This window comes from Ignavibacteriales bacterium (genome assembly GCA_026390595.1).
In the GTDB taxonomy this organism is placed as follows: Bacteria; Bacteroidota; Ignavibacteria; order UBA10030; family UBA10030; genus UBA9647.
The window spans coordinates 112,768-137,733 of sequence record JAPLFQ010000025.1 but is presented as its reverse complement, the minus strand read 5'-3'; the positions used below and the strand labels follow the sequence as shown (position 1 = coordinate 137,733).

General features: G+C 54.9%; 22 protein-coding genes. 3 read left to right on the top strand and 19 right to left on the bottom strand.

Annotated features, from left to right (window positions below):
* From NTU47_14500 to NTU47_14480, 5 genes are all read right to left on the bottom strand, one after another.
* Positions 1-1,095: an ATP-grasp domain-containing protein gene (locus NTU47_14500; protein ID MCX6135020.1), complete on the bottom strand. Its 1,095-nt coding sequence runs from the start codon at positions 1,093-1,095 to the stop codon at positions 1-3.
* A gap of 55 nt (positions 1,096-1,150) precedes the next feature.
* Complete coding sequence (locus tag NTU47_14495; protein ID MCX6135019.1) at positions 1,151-2,209, bottom strand: ATP-grasp domain-containing protein; 1,059 nt, start codon at positions 2,207-2,209, stop codon at positions 1,151-1,153.
* A gap of 330 nt (positions 2,210-2,539) precedes the next feature.
* The gene (recG, locus tag NTU47_14490) at positions 2,540-4,756 is read right to left on the bottom strand and encodes an ATP-dependent DNA helicase RecG (protein ID MCX6135018.1); all 2,217 of its coding nucleotides are present in this window, start codon (positions 4,754-4,756) and stop codon (positions 2,540-2,542) included.
* A gap of 85 nt (positions 4,757-4,841) precedes the next feature.
* Entirely contained in the window at positions 4,842-5,717 is an 876-nt protein-coding gene (locus NTU47_14485; protein ID MCX6135017.1) for an ABC transporter six-transmembrane domain-containing protein, read from the bottom strand.
* 48 nt (positions 5,718-5,765) lie between these two features.
* Positions 5,766-7,424, bottom strand: a complete 1,659-nt coding sequence (locus NTU47_14480; GenBank protein ID MCX6135016.1) for an amidohydrolase — start codon at positions 7,422-7,424, stop codon at positions 5,766-5,768.
* A gap of 191 nt (positions 7,425-7,615) precedes the next feature.
* Between NTU47_14480 and NTU47_14475 the strand changes: the two genes are divergently transcribed.
* Positions 7,616-8,095 (top strand): hypothetical protein, encoded by a 480-nt coding sequence (locus NTU47_14475; GenBank protein MCX6135015.1) that lies wholly within the window; start codon positions 7,616-7,618, stop codon positions 8,093-8,095.
* Between the two features lie 121 nt (positions 8,096-8,216).
* Here the strand turns inward: NTU47_14475 and NTU47_14470 are convergent, their stop codons facing one another.
* From NTU47_14470 to NTU47_14445, 6 genes are read right to left on the bottom strand one after another with little or no spacing between them, the layout of a single operon-like run.
* On the bottom strand, positions 8,217-9,503 hold the full coding sequence (locus NTU47_14470; GenBank protein ID MCX6135014.1) for a tetratricopeptide repeat protein: 1,287 nt from the start codon (positions 9,501-9,503) through the stop codon (positions 8,217-8,219).
* 25 nt (positions 9,504-9,528) lie between these two features.
* On the bottom strand, positions 9,529-11,139 hold the full coding sequence (locus tag NTU47_14465) for a CTP synthase (protein ID MCX6135013.1): 1,611 nt from the start codon (positions 11,137-11,139) through the stop codon (positions 9,529-9,531).
* Between the two features lie 31 nt (positions 11,140-11,170).
* Positions 11,171-11,923 carry a 3-deoxy-manno-octulosonate cytidylyltransferase gene (gene kdsB, locus NTU47_14460; GenBank protein ID MCX6135012.1) on the bottom strand — a complete coding sequence of 251 codons (753 nt, stop codon included), beginning with the start codon at positions 11,921-11,923 and terminating at the stop codon, positions 11,171-11,173.
* A 2-nt stretch (positions 11,924-11,925) separates the two neighbouring features.
* Positions 11,926-12,219 (bottom strand): Asp-tRNA(Asn)/Glu-tRNA(Gln) amidotransferase subunit GatC, encoded by a 294-nt coding sequence (gene gatC / locus NTU47_14455; protein MCX6135011.1) that lies wholly within the window; start codon positions 12,217-12,219, stop codon positions 11,926-11,928.
* 8 nt (positions 12,220-12,227) lie between these two features.
* Positions 12,228-12,938, bottom strand: a complete 711-nt coding sequence (locus tag NTU47_14450; protein ID MCX6135010.1) for a lysophospholipid acyltransferase family protein — start codon at positions 12,936-12,938, stop codon at positions 12,228-12,230.
* Complete coding sequence (locus NTU47_14445; GenBank protein ID MCX6135009.1) at positions 12,935-14,140, bottom strand: M48 family metallopeptidase; 1,206 nt, start codon at positions 14,138-14,140, stop codon at positions 12,935-12,937. The genes NTU47_14450 and NTU47_14445 overlap by 4 nt, the downstream gene beginning before the upstream one ends.
* Before the next feature lie 204 nt (positions 14,141-14,344).
* Here NTU47_14445 and NTU47_14440 point away from each other — a divergent pair, with 204 nt between their 5' ends.
* Complete coding sequence (locus tag NTU47_14440) at positions 14,345-14,527, top strand: type II toxin-antitoxin system HicB family antitoxin (GenBank protein MCX6135008.1); 183 nt, start codon at positions 14,345-14,347, stop codon at positions 14,525-14,527.
* A gap of 179 nt (positions 14,528-14,706) precedes the next feature.
* On the opposite strand, the gene NTU47_14435 is transcribed toward NTU47_14440, so the two are convergent.
* From NTU47_14435 to NTU47_14410, 6 genes are read right to left on the bottom strand one after another with little or no spacing between them, the layout of a single operon-like run.
* Positions 14,707-15,996: a DUF1343 domain-containing protein gene (locus tag NTU47_14435; GenBank protein ID MCX6135007.1), complete on the bottom strand. Its 1,290-nt coding sequence runs from the start codon at positions 15,994-15,996 to the stop codon at positions 14,707-14,709.
* Complete coding sequence (locus tag NTU47_14430) at positions 15,989-16,237, bottom strand: hypothetical protein (GenBank protein ID MCX6135006.1); 249 nt, start codon at positions 16,235-16,237, stop codon at positions 15,989-15,991. The genes NTU47_14435 and NTU47_14430 overlap by 8 nt, the downstream gene beginning before the upstream one ends.
* On the bottom strand, positions 16,237-16,674 hold the full coding sequence (locus NTU47_14425; protein MCX6135005.1) for a hypothetical protein: 438 nt from the start codon (positions 16,672-16,674) through the stop codon (positions 16,237-16,239). Before NTU47_14425 ends, NTU47_14430 begins: the two co-directional genes overlap by 1 nt.
* Before the next feature lie 54 nt (positions 16,675-16,728).
* Complete coding sequence (locus NTU47_14420; GenBank protein ID MCX6135004.1) at positions 16,729-17,310, bottom strand: RNA methyltransferase; 582 nt, start codon at positions 17,308-17,310, stop codon at positions 16,729-16,731.
* On the bottom strand, positions 17,300-18,232 hold the full coding sequence (locus tag NTU47_14415) for a DMT family transporter (protein ID MCX6135003.1): 933 nt from the start codon (positions 18,230-18,232) through the stop codon (positions 17,300-17,302). Before NTU47_14415 ends, NTU47_14420 begins: the two co-directional genes overlap by 11 nt.
* Positions 18,219-18,773: a hypothetical protein gene (locus NTU47_14410; protein ID MCX6135002.1), complete on the bottom strand. Its 555-nt coding sequence runs from the start codon at positions 18,771-18,773 to the stop codon at positions 18,219-18,221. The genes NTU47_14415 and NTU47_14410 overlap by 14 nt, the downstream gene beginning before the upstream one ends.
* Before the next feature lie 384 nt (positions 18,774-19,157).
* Between NTU47_14410 and NTU47_14405 the strand changes: the two genes are divergently transcribed.
* Entirely contained in the window at positions 19,158-21,023 is a 1,866-nt protein-coding gene (locus NTU47_14405) for a pre-peptidase C-terminal domain-containing protein (protein MCX6135001.1), read from the top strand.
* A gap of 89 nt (positions 21,024-21,112) precedes the next feature.
* Here the strand turns inward: NTU47_14405 and NTU47_14400 are convergent, their stop codons facing one another.
* Together NTU47_14400 and NTU47_14395 are read right to left on the bottom strand one after the other, a co-directional pair.
* Complete coding sequence (locus tag NTU47_14400; protein ID MCX6135000.1) at positions 21,113-21,472, bottom strand: response regulator; 360 nt, start codon at positions 21,470-21,472, stop codon at positions 21,113-21,115.
* Between the two features lie 133 nt (positions 21,473-21,605).
* Positions 21,606-24,962: a phospholipase D-like domain-containing protein gene (locus NTU47_14395; GenBank protein ID MCX6134999.1), complete on the bottom strand. Its 3,357-nt coding sequence runs from the start codon at positions 24,960-24,962 to the stop codon at positions 21,606-21,608.
* Between the last annotated feature and the right edge of the window lie 4 nt (positions 24,963-24,966).

Genomic DNA, 24,966 nt, shown 5'->3' with positions numbered 1-24,966 from the left:
TTACGGTGTACGCTCAAGCGCGTACTCCACAATCTTGTTGATGATTTCGTCGAACGAGTATCCGTACGCCCGCGCAGAGCGCGCGAAGCCCGCATCGTCGCTGATGTCGGGATTCGGATTGACTTCGATGACATACAGGTTGTTGTTTTTGTCGAGCCGCATGTCGACGCGCGCGTAGTCGCGGCATCCCATGACGCGGTAGGCCTGCAGAGCAATCTCCTTCGCCTGCTTCTCGACCTCCGGAGGAATCTGAGCCGGACAGACACCGACCGTACCTTTGTACTCGTCCGTTCCCTCCAACCACTTCGCCGCATACGTCACAATCTTCGGCAACTCGGCTGGCAGCCCGGAAAAGTCTATCTCTGAAATCGGCAGAATGATCGGCCGCCGGTTGCCGATGATGGCAACGTTGAGTTCCCGCCCCTCGATGTATTCATCGACGAGAGCCGGCTGATCGAAGTTCTGGAAGATATGGCGGACACGTTTTTTCAGAGCAGGAAAGTTGTCGACAACCGAACCATTATCAATCCCCACGCTCGCGTCTTCAAGCGAGGGCTTCACAATCACCGGAAACTTCAAGTTGAAGCTGTCCTCAACGACCTCGTTGGCGTTCTTATACAGGGCGAACTTGGGGACCTTGATATCATAAAAGCTCAGGATCTGCTTGGTCCGCGCCTTGTTCTGGCACGTGCCGAGAGCAAATGCGCCAGCCCCGGTGTAGGGAACTCCCATCAGTTCGTAGAGACCTGCAACAAACATTTCATGCGTCGCCTCGTCGCCGACAGACTCACACAGATTGAAGATAAGATCGGGTTCTTTTTCTTCGATGAACTGAATAAGCCGTTTGATGTCGCTGTTCATATTAAAGAGCGACGTCTTGTAGCCGGTCTTCGATAACGCGTCCTGGACTTGCGCCCGTTCTTCGAGAACGCCTACTTCAGACAAATCGACGGACTGCGCCTGGTTCGCCGAGATCACCTGTGCGCGCGTCACGGCCGCCTCGATCTTCCCCATCTCCGAGATGAATTTCCTCCCGGTTGATGTTGCGACCGTGGGCTCGTTGAACACGACAGCAATGTGTACCTTCTTCGCCATACTCTCTCCGCACTAGTGTGAACCGGTAACCGGTTTCTTATTTGCCGGCAATCGTTTAAGCAATTCCATATCTCTGGATGGCTGCATCCAAGACAGCGTTAAGCATTGCGTTATAAGAAAATCCGGCCGCCCGCGCCGCCATCGGAAAGCTCGAATGATCATCGGGATTCGGCAGAATTCCCGGAAGAGGATTCAACTCAACGATATTCGGCGTTCCGTGCTCATCCAGACGAATGTCGATCCTCGACCAATCGCGGCATCGTAAAACAGTGAACACCTTTATACAAGTCTCTTTGATGCGGCGTTCAAGGTCGGCATCAATTTTCGCCGGACAGTCATACATTTCCACCGGATGGTCGCTCTGATCCCACACCCATTTTGCCTCATATGAATAGAGGGGATTGACCCCGGCGGGAAGTTTGTCCAGGCGAATTTCTACTATTGGGAAAACACGCAAAGATTGGCCGTTTCCAAGAAGCGCGACGGTGAATTCGCGACCGGGGAGGAACTTTTCAACGAGAGCCGGTTCCGCGTATTCGTTCAGAACGCGTTCGACCTGAACTTCAAGTTCATTCTGCGTCCGGACGATAGAAGCGTTCAGAATCCCCTTGCTCGATCCTTCGTGCAGAGGTTTCACGACGGACGGGAATTCGACAGAGCAATGCCGAAGCTCGTCGACCGATGCGATGACGTGAAATGCCGGATTGGGGATTTGATAAAAGGAAAGAATCTCTTTCGCGCGCGCCTTGTCCAGACAGATTCCCAGCGTTACAGGATCAGATCCTGTGTACGGGATTCCAAGCATGTCCAGGATGGCGGGGATCTGCGCTTCTCGGGAGGGTCCTCTCAATCCTTCCGCGATGTTGAACACAATATCGGGTCGGGCTTCGAGAAGTCGTTGGGGAGCATCCTCAGTCGCTTCGAACATCGTCACGCTGTGTCGCTCCGCCAAAGCTGCCTTCACGGCGAGAATGGTCGCTTCGCTGTCCCATTCTGCGTATGTGTCGTGTCTCGTCTCCTGAAGTTTCGTTTGCGCTGCAACCGACACCTCACCCTCTCCATTGCCACCACTCCGGGGATGAGTCGAAACTTCATCCGCGTGTTCCTTCTTCATGTTATAGACGAGCGCGACATTCAATCGCGGTAACAAGCAGGTTGATCAACCTTTCAGATGTGGGAGGACGACCTATCAATGAACGTGTATCGTTGATACAAATATAAGCTTTTAAACGTCGTTGTCAAGTCTGAGACGGGTTTTTCGCGCTTCCAACGCGCGATCTTCCTTGACACGATCCGCGGATCGGTCACCACGCGCGACTCGGTCGGAGGTGATCACGCGATGTCAACGACCGACCGCGCGAGGTCGCGCTCACGGAGCAAGCGTCGTCGACCGAGCGAAGGACCATGAGGATCTTCTCAGGTGAGAGAGGAGAGAAGGGATGGATCAAGCGATGCTGCCGAGCGCGAGAGCATCTCGGTAGCGCTCTTCGAAGTGTTTCCGGAGGTTCTTGTGAGATGATAACCGGAGCTGGGGATCCTGCTCAACCAGAAGAAATGCTTCTTTTCGTGCGATTGCGATGATATCGCCGTCCTCCACGGGGTTGGCGATGCGGAATTCCGGTATGCCGCTCTGCCGGATGCCGAAAATCTCCCCCGGCCCCCGGAGTTTCAGATCCACTTCGGCGATCTTGAAACCGTCGGACGTCTCCACCATCGTGTCGAGCCGGATCTGGGCGTTCAACTTCTCCCTCTTCAGCTCGCCGACTTCCTTGCCCCTCCGGTGGTCATCGAACCAACCGTAGTTGGCCACGAGGATGCAATAGGACTGGTCGGCCCCTCTCCCGACCCTCCCGCGGAGCTGGTGAAGCTGCGACAACCCAAACCGCTCGGCATTCTCAACGATCATGATCGTGGCATTGGGAATATCGATACCGACTTCGATGACGGTCGTGGAAACGAGAACGTGGATCTCGCCGGCCTTGAATCGTCCCATGATCCCGTCTTTTTCTTCGGACTTCATGCGGCCGTGGAGCAGGCCCAATGTGTATTCAGGAAACACCGCGGTCTTCAGATGTTCGAACTCCTCCGTCGCCGCCTTCAGATCAACCTTCTCCGATTCTTCAATCAGAGGGAACACAATATACGCTTGGCGGCCGCGCCGCACTTCCTCGCGCACGAATTGGTACACTTTCTCTTTCTGATTCTCCAGGCGCACGCCGGTCTTGATCGGCTTGCGGTCCGCGGGCATTTCATCGATCACCGACACGTCAAGGTCGCCGTAGACCGTGAGAGAGAGCGTGCGGGGAATCGGCGTCGCTGTCATCACGAGGACGTCGGGGTTGAGTCCCTTTCCGCGGAGCGTCGCACGCTGCATCACGCCGAAACGATGCTGCTCGTCGATCACCACAAAACCGAGCTGCGCAAACGAGACGTTTTCTTCTATAAGAGCATGGGTACCGACAACGATATGCGCCCGGCCGCTCCGGATATCCTCCAGGACGTCTTCGCGCAGCTTCTTTCGTTGACCCCCGGTCAGCAACCGCACGGTCACAGGGAGGTTTTTCAGATACCCTGCCAGCGTGCGAAAATGCTGATCCGCGAGTATTTCTGTCGGCGCCATCAGCGCGACCTGATATCCATTCTGCACCGCAACCAGCATGGCAAGGAGTGCGACGATGGTTTTCCCGCTGCCGACATCTCCCTGCAGCAGCCGGTTCATCGGCTTCGGTGCGCGCATGTCATCGGCGATCTCGTTCAGGACCCTGCGCTGCGCCCTGGTCAATTCGAACGGGAGCGAGCCAGCAAGCGACCGCGCCAATTCGCTTTCTGTGGAGTAGGTGATCCCCTTCTTCTCCTCACTGAGACGCCGTTTGCGAAACGCGAGCATCAGCTGGAGAAAAAACAACTCGTCGAATTTCAGCCGCCGGCGCGCTGCTGCAAGTTCGTCCTGATTCGCGGGAAAATGGATCTGTCCAAGCGCTGTACGACAACCCGCAAGGTTTTCACGCGCGCGGATCTCATCAGGAAGGAATTCCTCCACCGTGTTCAGGTGACTCTTCAACGCACTGCGAGTGATCCTGCGAAAGCCACGACTGTCGAGACCGACTTTCGTCAGGTCTGCCGTAGAGCTGTACTTCGGGATGATGGAGCCGGTATTGAAGAGTTTTCCCCAGTCCGGTTCGTCTTCTTCTTCCGCTCCCTTGAGGCGGTCGAACTCGGGATGCGTGAACTGGATTCGACCCAGCTTGTCAAAGTCCGGGTAGGCGGACACCGCCAGGAGTTCGCCTGCTTCGAACGCATCTTTGAACCACTGTACTCCCTCGAACCAGACACACGGCAGGTGCCCTGTCGCATCCTCCAGTGTCAAAATGAAAATGAGACGGTTTGAACGCCGCGAGCGACGCATCTCCTGACGAAAGACCTGGCCGATGACGGTCACGGGCTTCTCAGCATCGACATACTTCTTGAGGTCGCGGATGCTGACGATACTGCTCCGGTCGAGGTAATCGAAGGGGAAATTGTGCAGAAGGTCCCGCACCGTGCGGATCTCGACGGATTCGAGCGCGGCCGCCCGCTTGGGCCCAATACCCTTAACGTACTGGAGCGGCGATTCAGCGCGTTGGATGATATTCGTCTTAGGTTTGGTCGGTGGTCGGTTCACGATGATCGTCGTCTGATTGGGTGAATATAGCAAAGTTTCCCCGTTGGCGGGATAACGACAGGGCGAAATGAACTTCGCGCTGCAACTATTCCCCCCCTTCCTTCAATCTTCGGGATATGTCTTTGAGTGATGTCCAGCTCTCCAGGAGCTCAGGGATATATTCCGATGTCGTGATGAAGGTCCAGATATACGCGACGATCGAATAGATCGCACCAGTGCTGAAGTTGTCGAGGTCAATGGAGATGTAGAGTACAGCGATGAAGATCACCAGGAGTGCAAGTCTCATGATGCCAAAATTGAACGCTCCCCAATTCGCGATGCTCTGCTTGAGGGAAGTCAGCCTCGCATAGTAGGATTTGACCTCTTCCACACTTTGACGTGCGAACACATCAGTCGTGGTCTCAAAGTTGTCGTGATATTGCTTCTGAAGCGTGCTCACTTTCCGCGTGTAGACACCCGTAACCTGCATAAGCGGCAGGATGATCGTAAGGCATGCCACCGATAATCGCCAGTCGAATGCCGCTAATGCAATGACCGCCCCCGTGATAGACACGATCTGATCGATTATCTCGGGCATGCGGTACTGGAGGAAAGAAATGTACTGCTCGGACAGCTGAGTGAGGGCGACGGTTTTCGAAACCGTGTATTGCTTCCTTTGGCTGCCGGTGGCCACGCCGGTTGCGAGTTCGGCGTAGATCCGGAGGTAGATCCGCTCATCGACGATGCGTCGAACTACTCCCGTACCGGAATTGACTGCAAAGACGATGATCCAGAGAAAAAGGGGCGTGACGTTCAGGGATTGGAGAGCGGGACCCTCAGTGCTCGCGCGATCGATCAACGCATCGATCACCTTACCGAACAAGGCAGGTTCAATGATCCACGCGACGTGCTCGATCACGACGAGGGAAAGGGCAATGAAAATTCCTTTTCGGAATCTCCGCGCCAGATCAAGAAGGTTCATTCGCTCGCACCGCGAAGTGCTGTCAGTTGATCAAGATTGCCCACCCGATCACTTTGCGTACACAGTTTTTCCGCCGACAATAGTCATCTCGACGCTGACGGTTTCGATCTTGACAGGATCGATCGTGAGGATATCATCCGAAAGGACGACAAAGTCCGCCATTTTCCCCGGCGCGATCGAACCTTTCTCATTCTCTTCGAACACGGCGTAGGCGCAGTTGACCGTGTAGGCTTCGATCGCTTCCGCGACTGTAATCTTTTGTTCAGGGAACCAACCGTTCGGATTGGCGCCGTCTGTCGTCCGGCGTGTTACAGCAGCATAGATACCAAGCACGGGGCTCAACGGTCCGACCGTCCAATCACTTCCGAAACACATCCTGACGCCGTTGTCGAGAAACGTCCGGAACGGATACGTCGTCTTGCATCGTTCGCGCCCGATTCTCTGCTCCGCCCATCGCCCGTCGTCGATGGCGTGGTAGGGCTGCACGGACGCGATCACGCCGAGCTCTGCAAATCGCCGGAAGTCCTTCGGCGCGATGTGCTGAGCATGTTCAATCCGGAATCTTCTGTCCCACTTCGGATTCGCTTTCGCAATCCTCTCGAAGATATCCAGCGTGAGGCTGTTCGCGCTGTCACCGATCGCATGAATCGAAAGTTGAAGCCCGGCCTTGTCGGCACCCATCGACCATTTTTCCAGCTGTCCGTCGAGCACCACATCCATGGCAAGACCGTGCGTGCCAGGATCGGATAGGAATGGTTGAAAGAAGAGAGCTGTTGATGAACCGAGCGATCCGTCTGCGAATTCCTTCAGAGAGCCCATGCGAACCCATTCATCGCCAAACGGGACCTTGATGCCCACCGCGGCGAGATTTCCCCACTGACTGAGGGGCACCCTGCAGTGGAAACGCGCAGTGAGTTCACTCTTGTCCCGCAGGATCTGGTACACGCGCACATCACCCCCGGAGGAAACGTCTTGTATGCTGGTCACTCCAAATCTCCGCGCCTCGGTAAGTGCCAGCTTCGCAGCTTCGATCATTTCCGGCTCACTGGGATCGGGCACATGCCGGTAGACAAGATTCATCGCGGCATCCTTCAGAACTCCTGTCGCTTCCCCGGTTTTCTTATCCCGGACAATGGTTCCCCCCTGCGGATCGGGTGTGTTCTTGTCGATGCCGGCAAGTTTGAGCACATAGGAATTCGCGAGTGCCATGTGGCCGTCGTACCGGTTGACAAACAGAGGAGTTTGTGCCGTGAAGCGATCGATGAGTTCTTTCGAGGGGAGGTTGCCTCCGGGCCAGTTGTCGTGGTCCCAATCGCCTCCCGTGATCCACCGGCCGGGATATTTTTCAGCCCTGGCTTTGATCAACGCCGCAAACTCCGATTCGCTCTTCGCATAACGGAGGTCCACGCTTTGGAGCTGAAATCCGCCGCTCATGAAATGAGTATGATTGTCGATGAAACCGGGGAGCATGCGTTTCCCCTTGAGGTCGACGATCCGCGTCCCGGTGCCGGCAAGTTTCAGTATCTCGCTGTTCGAGCCCACGGCAAGAATCCGGCCCCGCTGGACAGCGAGAGCTTCTGCGCTTGGTTTTGCCTTATCCACAGTCCAGATCTTTCCATTGACGAAAAGGACGTCGACTGGCTGCCCCTGACCGAAAGCGGGGGCACCAAGGAGGACGAGGAGCATGCTGTGAAAGAGTAGGCGCATAAGAAATACCTCTCGGATTTTGGGGAATCAGGTGAGCATACCGGTGTGGAGAAAAGATAGCCAAACACCGGCTGAAATTCAACGATTCACGGCCTCAGAAAATGGGGGTTGACTTTCCACTGCCATCTCTCTAATTTGGAGGGCGCGTGAACCCCCCATCACCGCATCAACCCAATGGAAACGAGGATTACATGAGCACAATGGTATCGAAGTGTTTTCTTTGGACACTGATGGTGTTACTCATCGCGGCGGCTTCTCCTGCATCAGGCACTCCGGCAACTCCGCAGAACCAGAACCGCGTCTTAAGTCAGGCGGAAAAAGGCAAAAAAGACTCCGCCGACAAAGCGGGATTTGCGAACGTCGATGAAATGGCGAGGCGGGTTGACAGCCTTCAGTTCATCGTGGTTTACAACGCGCAGCTGCTCCGGCGGGACCTGGATTCAAAAGTGGTTTGGATCTACGTGATGCTGGGGGTCATGATCATCGCGAGTATGATGATGTACGGAGCGCTGAATCAGGCACAACGACAGCGCAAAGATCTTGAGGCAAGAGTATTCGACTCGCTTGCTACTTCGGCGGCGGAACTGGATGCGAAAATTAAACAACTTGAATCGGCAATTCAACCGCCTGCACCTCCGAAGCGTCCCCCCTCCCCCAGGAAGAAAAAATAGCTCAGTGATGCAGACTGAGCAAAGCGACATGATCAGCAGTACAGCAAAAAGTCCCGCCGGATAATCTTCGGCGGGACTTTTCTTTCTATGTCCTGTACACATCTGACAGGCATCGGCACCTTCACTTCTTCGATGCAAGCTCCTTCAATTCTTCCCGCGCTGACGCGGCGAGAGCAGCCTTCGGTGATTCTCTCAGGACCGCTTCGAACATGGAAATTGCCTGCCGCCTCGCCCCCAGCTGCTTGTAGGTTTGGCCCAGGACAAAAAATGCGTCCGGCCTCATGCTGGACCCTTTACGATCTGTGATAGTCTTGAGTGATGCGGCAGCCAGATCGAATTGCTTCAGGTTGAAATAGCTCACACCAAGCATGAAGCGATACTTCTCCTCGAGATCTTTCGTAATCCCGGGCTGCAGCAATCCTCTTAGGACTTCCACCGCCTCCTTATGATGGCCTGCTTCGTAGAGCCGCACAGCCTTCTCGTCCGCTTGAACCGCCGGTTTCGGCTCGGGCGCGGAGGGTTTGGCCGTTTGGGCGGCGGTTTTTTTCGATGAATCTCTCTGGTCTCCTTTGCGGGAGGTTTCGAGACGCTGCAGTTGGTCCGTGAGCGCTCCGATGCGTCTGTCCTGGTCTATCTGCCGCTTCACCAGTGTATCCGCTTTGTTGTCCCACGCCGAGAGATTGGCAGGAGCTGCCGGTGCTTTCTGTACTGGGAGACGATTGACCGACTTGAGGGGTTCGAAGAACGCCTCGTCCCCAGTAGCCGCCTGCTTTGAGCTTCGACACGCTCCAAGAAGCGCACTCACCGCGAACAGGAAGGAAAGCGAAACGAGAATATGACGTGTCGATCTGGACATGAGATTGCCGGTCATTCCACCACCGGGACTTTTTTCATCGTCATCATATAACTGAGAAAGCCGAGAAAGCCGCTCGCGATGACGACCGCGGTGAGCTGATGTTCCAGCGTCCGTCGTCGGCAGAAGATCATCAACACGCCACTGGGTACCATCGAAATACGAATTGCCCCGCGGCAGAATCACATCACGGACAACTCCCAAGGGCGGAATAGTCTGCACGGCGGGCTGCGACTTTGTTGAATCGTAGAAGGTTGACAAGTTCCGTACCGGTGAAGGCATAGTGTGGATGGAGATTGTTGCCTTCGGCCAATCGATGCGCATCTCGGCTGGAGAAATGTTCTGGGCCTGGAACCGGATCCCCGGATCGTCCACGCGGAATTGAATCATCAGCTGCTCGTCCCGAAACAGCATGTCCTTCGATCGTTCCGGTCCGGTCATGGAAACAGAATACTTGTACTTGTTGCCGAGCGCAGATTGGAGTCTCGACGACGCCGTGCACCCCATGAGCACAAGTGCGGGCAGCAGAAGAATGAAGAACTGTCGAGACATCATTACTTTTCTCCAGGATGAACGAGTTCTATCCGGCGTGTTCTTTCGCCGCTTTCACAAAGTCCCGAAACAGGGGATGCGGATTGATGGCACGGGACTTCAGCTCGGGATGGAACTGTCCGGCGACGAACCACGGATGATCAGGGAGCTCGATAATCTCGACAAGCGTATTGTCGGGGGAAACGCCGCTGAAGACCATTCCCCCTTCAGCAAGTCTCTTCCTGAACTTGTTGTTGACTTCGTACCGGTGACGGTGGCGTTCAGAAATGAGATCTTTGTGATAGGCCTTTATCGCCTTTGTCCCTTTGGCGACGATGCATGGATACGCCCCCAGCCGCATCGTCCCTCCCATGTTTTTCACCCCTTTTTGATCCATCATCAGATCGATGACGTTATTTTTTGTCTTCTTGAACTCCGCGCTGTTCGCCCCCTTCAAGCCGCACACATTGCGGGCAAACTCGATCACGGCACACTGCAGTCCCAGACATATCCCCAGGAACGGGATCTTGTGCTCGCGAACGTATCGGATCGCCTGGATTTTTCCCTCGACCCCGCGCTCCCCAAATCCACCGGGGACCAGCAAACCGGCGACATCGCTCAGGTAGTGCTCGGCTCCGTCATGTTCAATATCCTCCGCTTTCACCCAACGCACCTCCACCACAACGTCATTTTCCGCCCCGGCGTGTACAAACGCCTCGTTGATGCTCTTGTACGCGTCGAGAAGATCGGTATATTTTCCGCACACTGCGATGGTGACCTTCCCCCGCGGGTGCTTCACGCGATTCACGAACCGGGTCCAGCGACGCAAATCCGGCTTGCCGCACTTCAAGTTGAGCTTTTCGAGGACAATCTTCGGAAGCTGCTCGCGTTCAAACAATAACGGGACTTCGTATATGGATTGGGCGTCACGTCCCTCGATGACGGCTTCCGTTTCGACGTTGCAGAAGAGCCCGATTTTTTCCCGCAACTCGCGGCTCAGGTGCTTCTCGGACCGGCAAATGAGAATGTCCGGCTGGAGACCTATCTCAAGCAAAGTCTTCACGCTGTGCTGCGTCGGCTTTGTTTTGAGCTCACCCGCAGATTTGATATACGGGACCAGGGTCACATGGATGTTCAAGGCGTTGCGGTGGCCGACCTTCAGCGTGAATTGCCGGATTGCCTCGAGGAACGGGAGGCTTTCGATGTCGCCAACCGTGCCCCCGATTTCGGAGATGATCACATCATACTTGCCGGTCGCCGCGAGCGAAGCGATACGCCTCTTGATCTCGTCGGTGATGTGGGGAATGACCTGAACCGTCGCACCGAGATAGTCCCCGCGCCGTTCCTTGGCGATGACCTCATAGTAGATCTGTCCGGTTGTCGCGTTATTCTGGCGTGTGGAGCTCACGTCAAGGAATCGCTCGTAATGCCCAAGATCGAGATCTGTCTCCGCTCCGTCATCGGTCACATAGACCTCGCCGTGCTGGAACGGGTTCATCGTTCCCGGATCCACGTTGATGTACGGATCGAATTTTTGAATCGTGACTCTCAGGCCTCTCGCTTTCAAGAGCAAACCAAGTGAGGCGGCGGCGATCCCTTTACCCAGCGACGACACTACACCGCCGGTGACGAAGATGAATTTGACATGGTTTTTTGGCATGGCTTCGTTCTATCCAGAAAAAATGAATATCCTATTGTTGAGCCCGCAACAGTTCGATGACGCGGCGAACGTCATCAGGAGTATCGATCGGGACGCTGTCGTGTTCTGTAATACCAACCTTGATCCGGTACCCGCGCTCCAGGATCCTGAGCTGTTCCAACCGCTCCGCCTTCTCGAGGCTCGATTCCGGCATCGAGGCATACCTGAGAAGGAAATCCTTCCTGAAAACGTACATTCCAACATGCTTGAAAAATGTGTGATGTTTCAACCATTGGGATTGATCAGGGACATCCCTCAGAAAAGGGATCGCAGTCCGGGAAAAATAGAGCGCATCGTTCCCGGCACTCACAACCACTTTGACGACAGCCGTGTTCGCGAGGTCATCCACGGATTCGATCTTCCTGACGAGCGTCCCGACCATCACCGCGGGATCATCGAGGAGGACGCGCGCGGCCTCATCGATCATGGCTGGTGCAATAAGCGGCTCATCCCCCTGAACGTTGACGAAAATTTCTCCCGGGAGTTCACGCGCAACCGCCGCAACCCGGTCGCTGCCGCTCTTGATGTCAGGCGAGGTCATCATCACCTCTCCTCCGAACTTCCGCACAACATCTGCTATGCGTTCATCGTCAGTTGCAACAATGACACTTGTGGGTAACGAGGCTTTCCGGACTCGCTCGTACACCCGCTGGATCATCGGCTTACCAAGAAGGTCCACCAGCGGCTTCGCCGGCAAGCGCTGCGACGCGTAGCGCGCCGGGATGACAGCGATGACACGCTCCATGGTCAATGGTCCCCTATGACTTTGGGAACTTTGAAGAATTTCTCGTTCTTCGCCGGCGCATTCTTCAAAGCGTCTTCCTGGCTTACGCCCGGCCTGACGACATCCACGCGAAAGGCATCTTCGAGTTCGATCACATGAGCGAGCGGTTCGACGTTCGTTGTATCAAGCTTGTTCAGCTGCTCGACATAGGCAAGGATGGAGTTCAGTTGATGTGTAAACGTCGCCTTTTCCTCGTCTGTGAACTCGAGACGGGCAAGCTTCGCAATATGATCGACATCCTTCAGCGTAACAGACATATGACCTCTTATCCTTGTTCCGTGAAGGCGGCTGCGATGGCCTGGCGTACCTGTTCCATCAATCGTTGTTCCCCGTCCCTCCCGTCGATCGCCGTAGTCTGGATGGGTTCACCGAAGACCAGTTCGATGTCGGCAGGGTTTACGCGCAGCGATCCTCTCGGCAGAATCCTGAACGTGTTGTTGATTGTGACAGGTACTATCGGGTTCCCGGCCTTGACGGCCAGCGTAAATGCTCCGCGCTTGAACGGCTGCAGCCTGCCGTCACGCGTGCGGGTCCCCTCTGCAAAGAGAATAACCGAGGCACCGTTGCGCATGTGCACAGCCGCCTCGTCCAGACTTTTCATAGCATCGCGCGCTTTTCCGCGATCGATGGTGATGTAATGTCCGTACTTGAGCGCCCATCCCCAGATGGGGATTCGGGTGAGTTCTTTCTTCAGAACAAACCGGATACCATCCGGGATGCCGACAACCACGGCGGGGATGTCGAATGCACTGGCGTGGTTCGAGATATACACATATCGCTGTTTCGGGTCGAGCAACTCCGCCCCTTTGGTCCTGATCTTGATGTGAAAAAGCCAGAGTATGAAGCTGCACCAGAGGCGGCTCATCAGGTGAAACGTCACCCCCGTCCGGTCAAGCGGGGTGGAAATGAGTGCAATGATCGACACGGGAATCGCGGCAATCCAGATAAGGCATATCTTCAAGGACGTAAGGATCATCGTTGCGCCCCCGACGCTGTGCGAATGGCCGCGAGGTCAATCGCTCTGATCCGCTTTTCAATGGATGGGTGACTATGGAACAGGAATTCCACCCATGGATGGGGTGACACGTCAGCAAGATTGATTGACGCCAGTTTCTTGAGGGAATTTCCAAGCGCTTCAGCGTTTCCCGTAAGGCGAACAGCAAATCTGTCTGCCGCGTACTCATGCGCCCGCGAGATCATGTTCGTGATCGGGTTTGCGACGAGTGAATATACGCCAAGCCAGAGCGCGAGCAAAGGAAGCGCCGCAATCTGATCGAGCGAAACAAATCCGAACCAGGTCAGGCTATGCGCATACACAAGCGCCGTCAGATAGAGACCGAAGAAACTACTGACGGTGCCGAGAGCCATCATCACGGCGATATGCCTGAGTTTGTAATGTCCAAGCTCATGGGCAAAAACGGATTCGATTTCCTCGTCCCGGAAATTAGCGACAAGCGTATCGCCGAGTATGATCCGCTTCGACTTCCCTATCCCCGTGAAGGCCGCATTGGCCTTCTTCGTGTTCTTGCTCATATCGAATACAAACACTCCCTGCACGGGCATACCAACGTTGTGGCAGAGAGTGAGAATCCTCGTCTTCAGCTCACCATCCTTCAGCGGCTTGAACTTGTAAAAGAGCGGGAGAATGAGCACAGGAGCGAGCCTCGCCAGGACCACGGATACAAGAAAGAGCAACGATCCGACCGGCAGCCACCAGAGTGAACCGAACGTCCGCACACAATAGTACAGCACCGCAATCAGAGGTACGACGATCGGGATACTGACCAACGATCCTTTTAGGCCTTCCCACATCCATGCGCTGAGCGTCTGATTGGAGAGGTTGTATTTATGTTCAAGGTAGAATCCTGAGTAGTACTGCAACGGAAGAGTTAGGATGACTTCTGCCACACCAAGCGCCGCGGTGAATACGAGCAGGACACCGTAGTCGTTGTCAAAGAACCTTCGCGCCGTCTCTTCAAGAATCCTCGTCGCATCGCTGGCAAGGACACAGATGGTCAGCACAAAGAACAGAGCGGTGCCCAGCAAGCTCAATCGCAGCTTGATTCTTGCATACCTTTTGGCAACTGAGGCCGTGTCTTCTGAACGTGTTGAGATGTTTGTCTGACGGGACTGCTGCGCCGGGGGGTCTACCGCATCATGGGGTGATTGCTGTCGCACGGTGAAGTTTGCGGCCTGCTCCATGAAACGAATGACTATGCGCGTGAGCTTCTCTGTGGTTTGTCAATAATACCAAAGGGATGGCTGAAAAGCAAGGAGGGAAAAGCTCGAATGGAAATGCCTTGACGAAAACGGACGGCAGATTGCTTTTCCAAAAAATCAGGTTATATTTGAGTCATCGACTCAACTGCATTGAGGAAAAGAATGTCAAGAGAGTTCACCGCGGTGATAAGGAAAGAAGGCAAATGGTTCGTGGCCCAGTGCATCGAGGTGGACGTTCCGAGCCAGGGAAGAACTGAAAAATCCGCCCTTAAGAATCTGCAGGAAGCTCTCGAGCTCCATCTCTCAAGGCCAGAAACTTCTATTGTCTCCGCCCCGTTTCGCTGAACCAGAACTCTTTTGAAGAGAGGTTGTCCACCCACGCCTGTGTCATTCCCGAACGTATCTGTCGGGAATCCAGACAGGAGTCCAAAGGACGACCAGGCTACTCTGCGCAATGTCTGGATTCCCGCCTACGCCTTGCGGGAATGACATCTGTCGAAAGGGCTGCTTTTTGGGGAGCCGGCTCAGTCGTAGAGAAGATACTTCTGACGCTCTACCATGAAAGGCGCTTTCTCACGATCGATTTCGCGGAGGATCTCTTCGACGGATTTTCGACTCTGAAACATTTTGCGCATCCGGTCCGACCCCATTGCCTTGTCGAAAGAACCGATCCTGTCGGGCTTGGCCCGCGCAAAGATGTTCTTCTCGGGGAACACCCGCTGCAGAGCATCAATGACGCTGATCTGGACCGCAGTCATATTCAACTTTTCACGATCCGTGACGTGTATCTGCACGCCAAGAAATCGTGAATCCCCCGTGTCAAAGTAGAACGGCCTGTACGAAAGAGGGCGGAATCGGACTCCCGACAACCCTCGGCTGTTAAGATCGTCTGCAAGCTTGTCCCCATTCACCCACGAAGCCCCGACGAGTTCGAAGGGCATCGTATAGCCGACTCCTTGATTCGCCGTTCCCAGCTCACCGAGCAAGCCCGTCATAACGTAGAACAAAGGTGTTGAGGCATGTGGAATGTGAGGAGAAGTGGGAACCCAGGGCAGACCTGTTTCATCCCACCACATCGATCGTTTCCATCCTTCCATCGGGACTACGACCAGCTTGCACTTCACTCCCTTGTCCAGCCAACCTTCCATATTGATCATCTCGGCGAGTTCACCCGCCGTCATTCCGTACACATACGGGATGCGGTAGGCGCCGATGAACGATTTGTAATTCAGCTCTAGCATCGATCCTTCCACCCGGACTCCCGTGAGCGGATTAGGACGGTCGAGGACAACAAACGTCACGTTGTTCTCAGCCGCTGCTTCCATCGCCAGACCAAGCGTCGAAATATACGTGTAGGAGCGAACGCCGATGTCCTGGATATCATAGACCAGGACGTCGATGCCGCGCAACATGTCTTTCGTGGGCTTGCGAGTTCTCCCGTACAGAGAGTACACGGGAAGACCGGTCTGGCTGTCGTTGAAACTATCCACGATCTTCCCCCCTTCGGCGTCACCGCGAACACCGTGCTCAGGTCCGAACAGGGCAACCAGCTTCACGCCGGGAGCAGAGTGCAGGATGTCCACTGTCTGTTCCAGGTCAGCGCTCACTCCCGTCGGATTTGTGATCAGGCCTACTCGCTTCCCTTTCAGTATGTCGAATCCGCGGCTGCGGAGCACGTCAATACCCGGCTTGACGAGAGCCTTGCCGGCGAACTTCGGTTGTCGGGGGAAAACCACCGATAGAATCAGGAAAACGAAAACGAAAAGAGCGGAAAATCTCCGGAAGTGCCGATGTTCGGACCGAGTGTTACTCATGGGTTTCAGCCTTGCGATCAAGTGAGCGAACGTGGAGCAATAGACTGCGGGACGCTATGACTACATACACCAGACACAACAACGCAGATGCGAGCAACAGCCAGGCAAGGATCGAAACCGGGCCGTCAAGCAGAACCGCGAGCGTCAAGAGGAGAATCGACAGGGAACCAGATATCGTGATTCTCCGCAGTTCAGCTGCTGTATCGATATCAGGCGGCACTTCACCTTTGTTTTTCGCCATCACCCACCAAGCCCCTCGGGAAGTCGACCCCCGTCGAGAACCCAATTCTTCACCACAGAGAGATCCGTGATGAGCAGCATCAGGTGCTCCAGGCTCTCTGGCGTCAGTGCGAAAAAGAAAGAAAGCATGCGGCACCTGGATTCCTCCGGGGCCAGCCCGACGATCTGCTTCAGCAGAGCGGATATTTTTTCAAGACACGACTGAAATTCGGCGGCAAGCTTGTCGTATCCTTCCCCGCCGTTGCCAATCCGTTTCATCACCGCCGAGGATTTCATCACGAATTTTGCTAGAAATATGATCTCGTTGAACACATCCGCCAGCTGTTGTTGATGAACCAGTTCGATAAGCGAGCCGACTTCGTCGCGGTAATTCAGTGACCGGGCTGAGGATCGTTCGATCTCACTCAGGAGGTTCTGTGTTCCAGCACGGAGTTCCATCGGCACTTTCCCAATTTCAAGCACGACAGATTGGCGATCTGTCGGATAGTTGGATCATTTCTTCATCCACGTTTCGAGCAATTCCTCATATTGGGACTTGGAGAATTTGCCCGAACCGTAACCGTTTTTCAAGAGACGCTGTCTGAGCGCTTCATATAACGTGATAGCGCACGCCACGGACACGTTGAGGCTCTGTATCATGCCGAACATGGGTATCTGGAGCATCCCGTCGGCATCCTCTGCGGCTTCATCCGATACGCCGCGGTGTTCGTTCCCAAACACAAGAGCGACTTTCTGCGTCAGGTCAATATCGTACAACGAACGCGCTTTTTCGTCGAGGCGGGTGGCGTAGATTCGGAATCCTTCGGATCGAAGCGTCCCGTAGCATTCTGAAACCGTCTTGTACTTCCGTCGACCTACCCATTTCCCTGCACTTGCTGAGCTTTTCTTGCCAATCTTGGGAAAGGCGTCACTATTATAGAGCAGCTGCGCTTCCCACACACCGGCAGCGTCGCACGATCTGAGCATCGCGCTGACGTTGTGCGGGTCGTGAATGTTCTCCATCACCACGGTCAGATCGGGCTGACGATGTTTCAGGACATATTCGAACCGCGCGATTCTCCGTTCACTCGGCATGGCGACGATCCTTCAGAAATTTCCGAAACGAATCCCGGCGCACCTGAAGCAGGAGCACCGATCCTACGACGCCGACAGTCCCGGCGACCTGCACTGCGTTGATCGATTCGCCCAGCGCAAGCCAGGCAACCGTGATCGCGATGGCGGGTTCCAGTGTCGTCAGGATGCCTACCGTGGTCGCCTCCAGAATCTTCAATCCTTTCGCGAAGAAAATATACGGAAGAAGAATGGACGCAACGGCGAAGCCCAGAAAAACTCCCCAGTCACTCATGCCATATCCTCTTGCAGCGATGACCCACGGCGGATTGACGAGAAGCCAAAACATCGTCGCGAAACCGAGGCCGCCCACAAGAAGCGTCCAGACGCCATAGTGGCGAAGGACACGTTTTGAGAAAATGAGCATGAACGCATAGGTGAGCATCGACAACGGGGCCGTGAGCAAAGACCAGCCTGTCAGACGCACTTCACTCATCGAACCCCCGCTCACAGCGAAGAAACACCCGCAGAGGGCAAGCACCAGGGAAATGACCTTGATCCCTGTCAATTCCTCCTCTTTGCTTATGGCCACAGCGTAGATCATGACAACGACGGGGGCGATGTTCTGAACCAGAATAGCGGTAGCGACCGATGATTCTTTCACGGTGAAGTAGTACGTGAAATTCGTCGCGGCAATACCGACGATGCCTATGAGAGCAAATCTGTACAACTCGCCCAACCGGATGCGGAACACGGAACGGTCGGTAATCAGGAAGTACGCTGCAAGCAGCAGAAACGAGAGCGAGGACCGCGTTTGGGTGATGATCAGCGGGTCGTACCTGGTTTGGAACAAGAATTTCGCGAGAGATGCTGAACCTCCCCAGAGAGAGACCGCGAGAACAACGAACAACATCCCGCGGGAGGAAGGACGGTCAGTTAAGGTCATTCGGCGTCTTCGGTCGATCCGGCTGTTCTGCGAGGTCCCGATAATACTTGCTCTGTTCCTCGTCGCCAATCAGATGGTAGAGATGAGAAAGCCGGCTGAGGATGACCTTCTTGTTGCTGACGTGACCGAGGCTGGTCTTGAGGAATTCCAGGAGCACGTCGACGGGAGGTATGTTGAGGTCCGGGTCGTAGCAATCACACGCGTCAAGATAGGGATCGGGAGCACTCGGCCTTGCATCCGCGGCCTTGCGATAGTATTTGATCGCCAGCTCGAAGTTGTCGTACGAGGAATAGGTCACTTCGAAGACGCTTGCCAGCCACATGTAGATGTCGTAGGCAATGCCTGAGAACTCCTTCGCGAGCTTTTCCCCAAAGAGGCAGAGTTCATCAGGACCAAGCGAGTGGTTCCAGAACAGGAGCCGGTACAGCTCAACATCCTGCACGCGCTGAGCGACGGCATCCTCGAATGCATCGAAGATGTCGTTGAAATCCGTCGAGTTAGCAAATATTGAGCGTATCTCTTCGAGAGTGTAGCGCGGCATGAACGATGTCCGATGCGCCCGAGAATGATCAGAAGGGGATAGAATTCCAATGAAAGTAAGAAATGGCGGCGTGAAAGGCAAGGAACACAGCAGGGTCGATCGAGTCTCAATTCGATTCACCTTCTTCATTGGACGCTTCTCCGACGCGGCGTTCTTTGACTGAATCGACCTGACTGCATCACCAAACCCCGGCATCATCGGGGAACCCAGTTTGAACAGAAAGAGCAACCGAATGAACTTCCCGGCCTGATGTGATCCCAGAGCTTGATTCTGCGTGTTATAATTTACTATAATGACAGGACACACCGCACCGAACAACAAAAGTCCACGTGGCATTTATCTCAAAAGTACAAGCAGTGAGGACAGACCTCAGGGAGGATTGTTATGCTCCGGATCTTTTCGATACTATTTCTCATTCTTCTCTTGCCAACACTTGCGTTCGCTCAAGGGAGCAGCATCGGATCGGCAACGGCGATTTCGCCGAGCGGCAGCGCCGGCGGATCCATGAACGACGCATCCAAAGATCATTATTGGAAGGTGACAACCACAACAGATGGCTACCTTCGGATTCAGATTACTTCGACTTCAACGATCGACATCGACGTGACGCTCTACGATAACGACGGAACAACCTATATTACTTCGGATGGCCAATCGGGTACATATTCAGAGGTATTCGGATTCCTGAAGCCGGGCACCTACTATGTGTATGCGCGCCGGTGGACGGGAACATCGGGTACGTACACGATCACTTCCACGTTTGCATCGCCGAGCCGGGCCGTGGATCTTGAACCCAATGACACGCCGGCGGGCGCGTTGGTTCTCAGTCCGACCGGTACGTCCTCCGGACACCTCGGCTTCTATGGTGCGGGGAATACCGACAATGCTGACTACTGGAAGATTACAACGACGGAAGACGGCTGGCTTCGCGTTCAGGTGCGATCCGATTCTCTGGACTTGCGCGGGGATCAGAATTTCGATCTTGATTTCACGATGTATGATATCAACGGCACATCATATATCGCAAGCGACAGCCGAACCGGCACCTTTTCCCAGGTGGATGCCTTTCTGCGCCCGGGCACGTACTTCGTTCGCGTAAACCGATGGACGGGGCGCGGGGGAAGCTACGATATCAAGGCGGAGTTCTTTGCCCCCCCACTCGCCAACGAGGCAGCAGAAGGTAATGATACCTACCAGACCGCTTCCACTTCTGTGGTCAACGGAAGCGTCACGGGCCATTTAGGCTACTCCACCAACGGCTCGACCGATACGCAAGACTACTGGAAATTCACAATCGCGGGCGACGGCAAAGTCACCGTCGGCGTCACGAGCGATTCGCTCGACCGCTCGGGTGCCAGGTACGACCTCGATCTTACTCTCTTCGATGTCAACGGCACGACATACCTCACGTCTGATAGTCGCTCCGGTACGATCTCCGAATGCATCGTGTATCTCCGTCCCGGGACATACTATGCCCGGTTGAGTCGTTGGATCGGAAACGGGGCCAGTTATACACTTCGAATCACTCACGTTCCACCGGTTCGGGCGAATGATGTCGAAGGCAATGACTGGTTTGCGACCTCGACCACACTCGCATTCAATGCCGCGAGCACTGGCCACTTAGGTTACTATTCAACCGGCTATACCGACACGAGAGACGTTTGGCGACTCGTTGCACCGTCAAGCGACTCTGTTTACGTCCACGTCTCTTCTGATTCGACAGTGGACCTCGATGTTACGGCATTTGCGCCAGACTCTGTTTCATACATAACCTCAGATTCGCGATCGGGAATATACTCACGGGTTGGGATCAAGCCCACGCCTGGAGCGGCGTACTACTTCAGAGTCAGCCTCTGGACCGGTACGGCAGGAGCTTACTCGATCATTGCAACACGGTCATCACTGGCCGTCGGAGTGGAGAAGATCAGCGAGGAGAGGCTGGTACCGACTCAACTCACGCTTGACCAAAACTACCCGAATCCTTTCAACCCGAGCACGACAATCCGATACGGCCTTCCAGAGAGCCAGAACGTCCGAATCAGCGTCTTCTCCATCCTTGGACAGGAAATCGCCGTTCTCGTGAATGGTATGCGGTCACCTTCCACCTACACTGTTGAGTGGAACGGAAAAGACAAGCATGGAGTGGATCTGCCCAGTGGGATCTACATGATTCGGATGCAAGCCAGCCCAATTTCTGGCGGGCAGAGTGGCGAGAAACAGATCGTGAAAAAGGCAATGATCGTGCGGTAAGCGGAAAAGGAACTCGCAACAACCTAGGATGTGCGAAGGATGAGTTGGTGAAGATTTGAAGAAGGAGTCGCTGGGAAACCGGCGGCTCCTTATGTTTTTACAACCTTGCCGATGATTTCCAACAGCTTGACAATCGTGAACGGCTTCTCGAGATACTCAACAGCGATATCCGAATTCCATGCTCCAGCCGCAGAAGCCGCGCTCGTCATCATGATGACAGGGATGGACGCCGTGGCCGGATATTGCTGGAGTTCCTCGACCATTATGAAACCGTTCATGTTGTCCATGTGCACATCGCTCAGGATCACATCCGGTTTGTGACGCGCGGCCATGTCTACTCCCTCCAACCCGTCGGCGGCCTCGGCAACCGCCCAGCCTTTGAGCTTCAGCTGGCTTGCCAGCGACTTGCGAAACGATTCTTCGTCGTCAACGATCAGGATTTTTTTCATGACCTCTCCCGTGGTGGTAGGGCAAAAAGTAGCGATTCAAGGGACGAAAAGCAAGAACGGGTCTTCCCTGCTGTTTCCATTCTTTCAGTTCGTCGGGGCCCATTCGCTCTTGAGTGTATCAATTTGATATTCATTACTTCGCAAAGACCATCTTCTTCGTCTCCACGAAACCTGCCGTCCGGCTATTGCCCACGGGAAGAGCATTGAGTCGATAGAAGTACACGCCACTCGGCAAGGACGAAGAGTCCCAATGAACGATGTGCGTTCCCGCGCGTCGTGTGTCGTTCACGAGCGTGGAGACCTCCCTCCCCAGAACGTCAAAGACAACCAGGTTCACGAAGCTATGAGCTGTTAGCTGATAGCTGATTGCTGTTGTCGGATTGAACGGATTCGGATAGTTCTGTGAGAGCGAAAATGCGGAGGGAACCTGATCATCCGCTCTATCAACTCCCACGAGGATCTTATCCGCACCGCCCGCGTCCTTGTATCGGGCGGCAAACTCCTGAAGGTACTGGTTCGCAATCCGGTTGCTCTGAATGATCAGCGCGTTCTCGTTGTTCGACGTCTCCGCCGCACTCGTCCAGTTGTGTGAACCGGTGATGACATATTGCGCCGCCGTGGTCACCTCTGCGTCGACGATGCCATATTTGTGATGGAGCAAGCCGGGTGTATTGCTTTTGAGTCGTATGTCGACACCACCCGTCGTGAGGAAACTATATTGAGATCCGGTGTCGGTTCCGTTATCCAATACTCCCCGCACTCTCACTCCTGCGTCCTTCTTTGACTTCATCGCCCCGGCGATGTCGGAACGCGTCAGTGTGAGAAGCGCTACGTTGATGGAATTCTGCGCCTTCGCGAGTGTGCTCAGGATGTGGCTCGTCGTCCTGTCCGACGGACTGAAATAGAGTTCGACAGGCGTACCGTTCACATTGAAGACATGCGGCGTGTTATCCAGTTTCCGCGCACCGAACCTCGAATTCGCTGCGTTCGACGTTGTTGAATCGCTTCCCCACATTTCGTTGAATTCAGCCGTGTACGCTCCAGCCAGAGACTGATCCTGAATCTCAATGGCGTTCTGATAGTCATCGTTTGTTCCGGAATCAGTCAGATTCCAGGAACCTGTCCACACCCATGCCTGGTCCGGTGTCCCTCCACGGTAATCGATGATCAGGAACTTGTTGTGGTGCAATCCAACGCCGCCGTTCACTGCGTCGTAATCATCTGTGATCCACGGAATACCGGCCGGCACTATGTATTGATTGATCGTGGTTCCGGTCCCCGCGGACATATTATCACGCTCTATGATAAACCTGACTTTCACCCCCCGCCTCCACGCCTCGCTTAACGCCGACGCGATCGTCTGCCCGACTTGTCCGCTCATACTATAGAGAGCGCAGTCGATCGACTTCTTTGCAGCGTTGATGCGGCGCACCAGGAGCTCGGTGAGATTTGCGTTCCCCTTCGCCGTATCCCCCCGCGCCAACGACGTGTTGACGGACTTGTTGAAGTAGACGTTGATCTGACCCGTCGAGCCCTGTGATGCCGTACTGATGACCCGATCTCCCGCAAAGCTCGTGTCGGTTCCGCTGACCGAATACGCCTGAACATGATAGGTCGTTGCAGGAGACAACCCTGAGAGCGTAATCCGATGAACCGTTTGCGGCGTCGCATTGCCGATGACGCCAAGCTCATATGCGCGGGTCCGTCCGTACCGGGCATAGTTCGAGCCCGGTTTCGCTGTTTCCCACTGCACGTCAAACCCCGTCGGTGTTATGGACCTTTCCAGAGGCAAAACAGTAATAACCGGGCCCTTGGAGAAAATATCGGTACTGAAACGGGGCATGACCTGGTAGCCACCAACGAACGGCGGCGTTGCCACAAACTGACCGACGACGCCGACGAGATCGAACTCGCCCGCCGGAGCCGGGGTGTTCGCGATACTGGTGACGTCACCATCAATGCGCACCTGAATACTGTCGGTCTCATCACGGAGCCAGAAGTTCGAGCCCGATCCACTCACGCCCCACACAGAAACCGGCTGCCCCAATGCGTTCCGGACAGTCACGCGGTTCAACTGCACGAGCATTCCCTCGTAGAACTCAATCCCGTTCGACCCGTCGCGGGTCAACTGGGCACATGTAACCACGACTGGAATGACCTCGTTCCCACTGCTGTTGATCTTGTGCAGAGTAACGCCTGCCAGTTCCGTCAGTCCGTTGAACTGAGTTATCGTTCCCGTTATCGTCACCTCATCTCCGATCTTCACGGCATTTTCGAACGTCTGGTCGAATACCGCGAGACCTCCCGACCCATCCTGGATGTACGCAGGCCCTCCAAACTCCTTCGCAGCTGTCACGATCCCCCTGACGCTCACGGGCCTCTGCAGATTGAGCGGAATCCCCTGCGGATCGTTGACTTTGACCACTGCTACAGCCTGTGGATTCCCGTACAGAACGAACGATGGCAGGGGAGTCACTAACGCCGTCGAATCGCTCCCGGCTCCGGACTCGAGAGAGAAGAGGATCTTCACTGTCGTATCCGGCGCGGCAAGACCCGCAATGCGAATCATGATGCTGTCGATTGCGGTTATCGTGAACCCGGTTACCTTGACACTGTCCCTGGTTTGCTGAAGAAGAGACTGGCCGCCATTGGATACTGTCACACTGAACGATGCACGTGACCAATCAAGCAAAGGATGCTTCGCAAATCGCAGACCTGTGATGGGCGCATCGGAGACACCATGCAGGATAATTGTCGCCTGGATTCCCGTATCGGCTTTCGCTATCAGCGGCAGGACGGACGCGACACCGATGCCTGCCTGGATTGCTGGAGGGGGTTCCTTCGGAGTGGCACTGTTCTGCGGATTGATGTTCGATTGAGCGACGAAATCACCCGCGTTGTTGTTTGTGTCCCTCCCATTTCCCGATTTCTCTTCCGAACCGCCGGGTCCAAGCGTAACGTCCGTCGAAGTTGCCGACGCCTTGCGTTCAGCGCTCGTGGTGTTCGAAAGCAAAGGAGCCGGCCCGGAACCCTCAAATGAACTCGCAACTCCGTATCCCACAAAGTCAACGACTGACGGGTCGGTCGGTCCAGTGACAGGAGTCGACCCTGACGACAGGGCGACTTTGCCTTGCGTCCCGGAAAGCGCTAGTATCCCTGTTGCATCAGGCGCAGGAAGATCTTTTGTTCCCCCCGCTCCTGGCGCCTCCTGAATCAGGAAAAAGCTCTTTGGTTGAATGATCCCTGAAAAGACATGAAGATTCGTTGTGCCGAATGATCCCGTCGCGGAAGCATACTGAACCGACCAATTGACCAAGGTGACTGGAGCATTCGTCGGATTATAGAGTTCAACAAAGTCATTCTTCCACGTCGAACCGCTATTGCCTCCCCCGCCATAGACTTCACTGATCACGATATGGTCCGCGACCTGTCCGAACAGCGGAGCAGAGAGAACGATGCCAAACATTGCACAAAGAACACGAAGCCTCATTGAT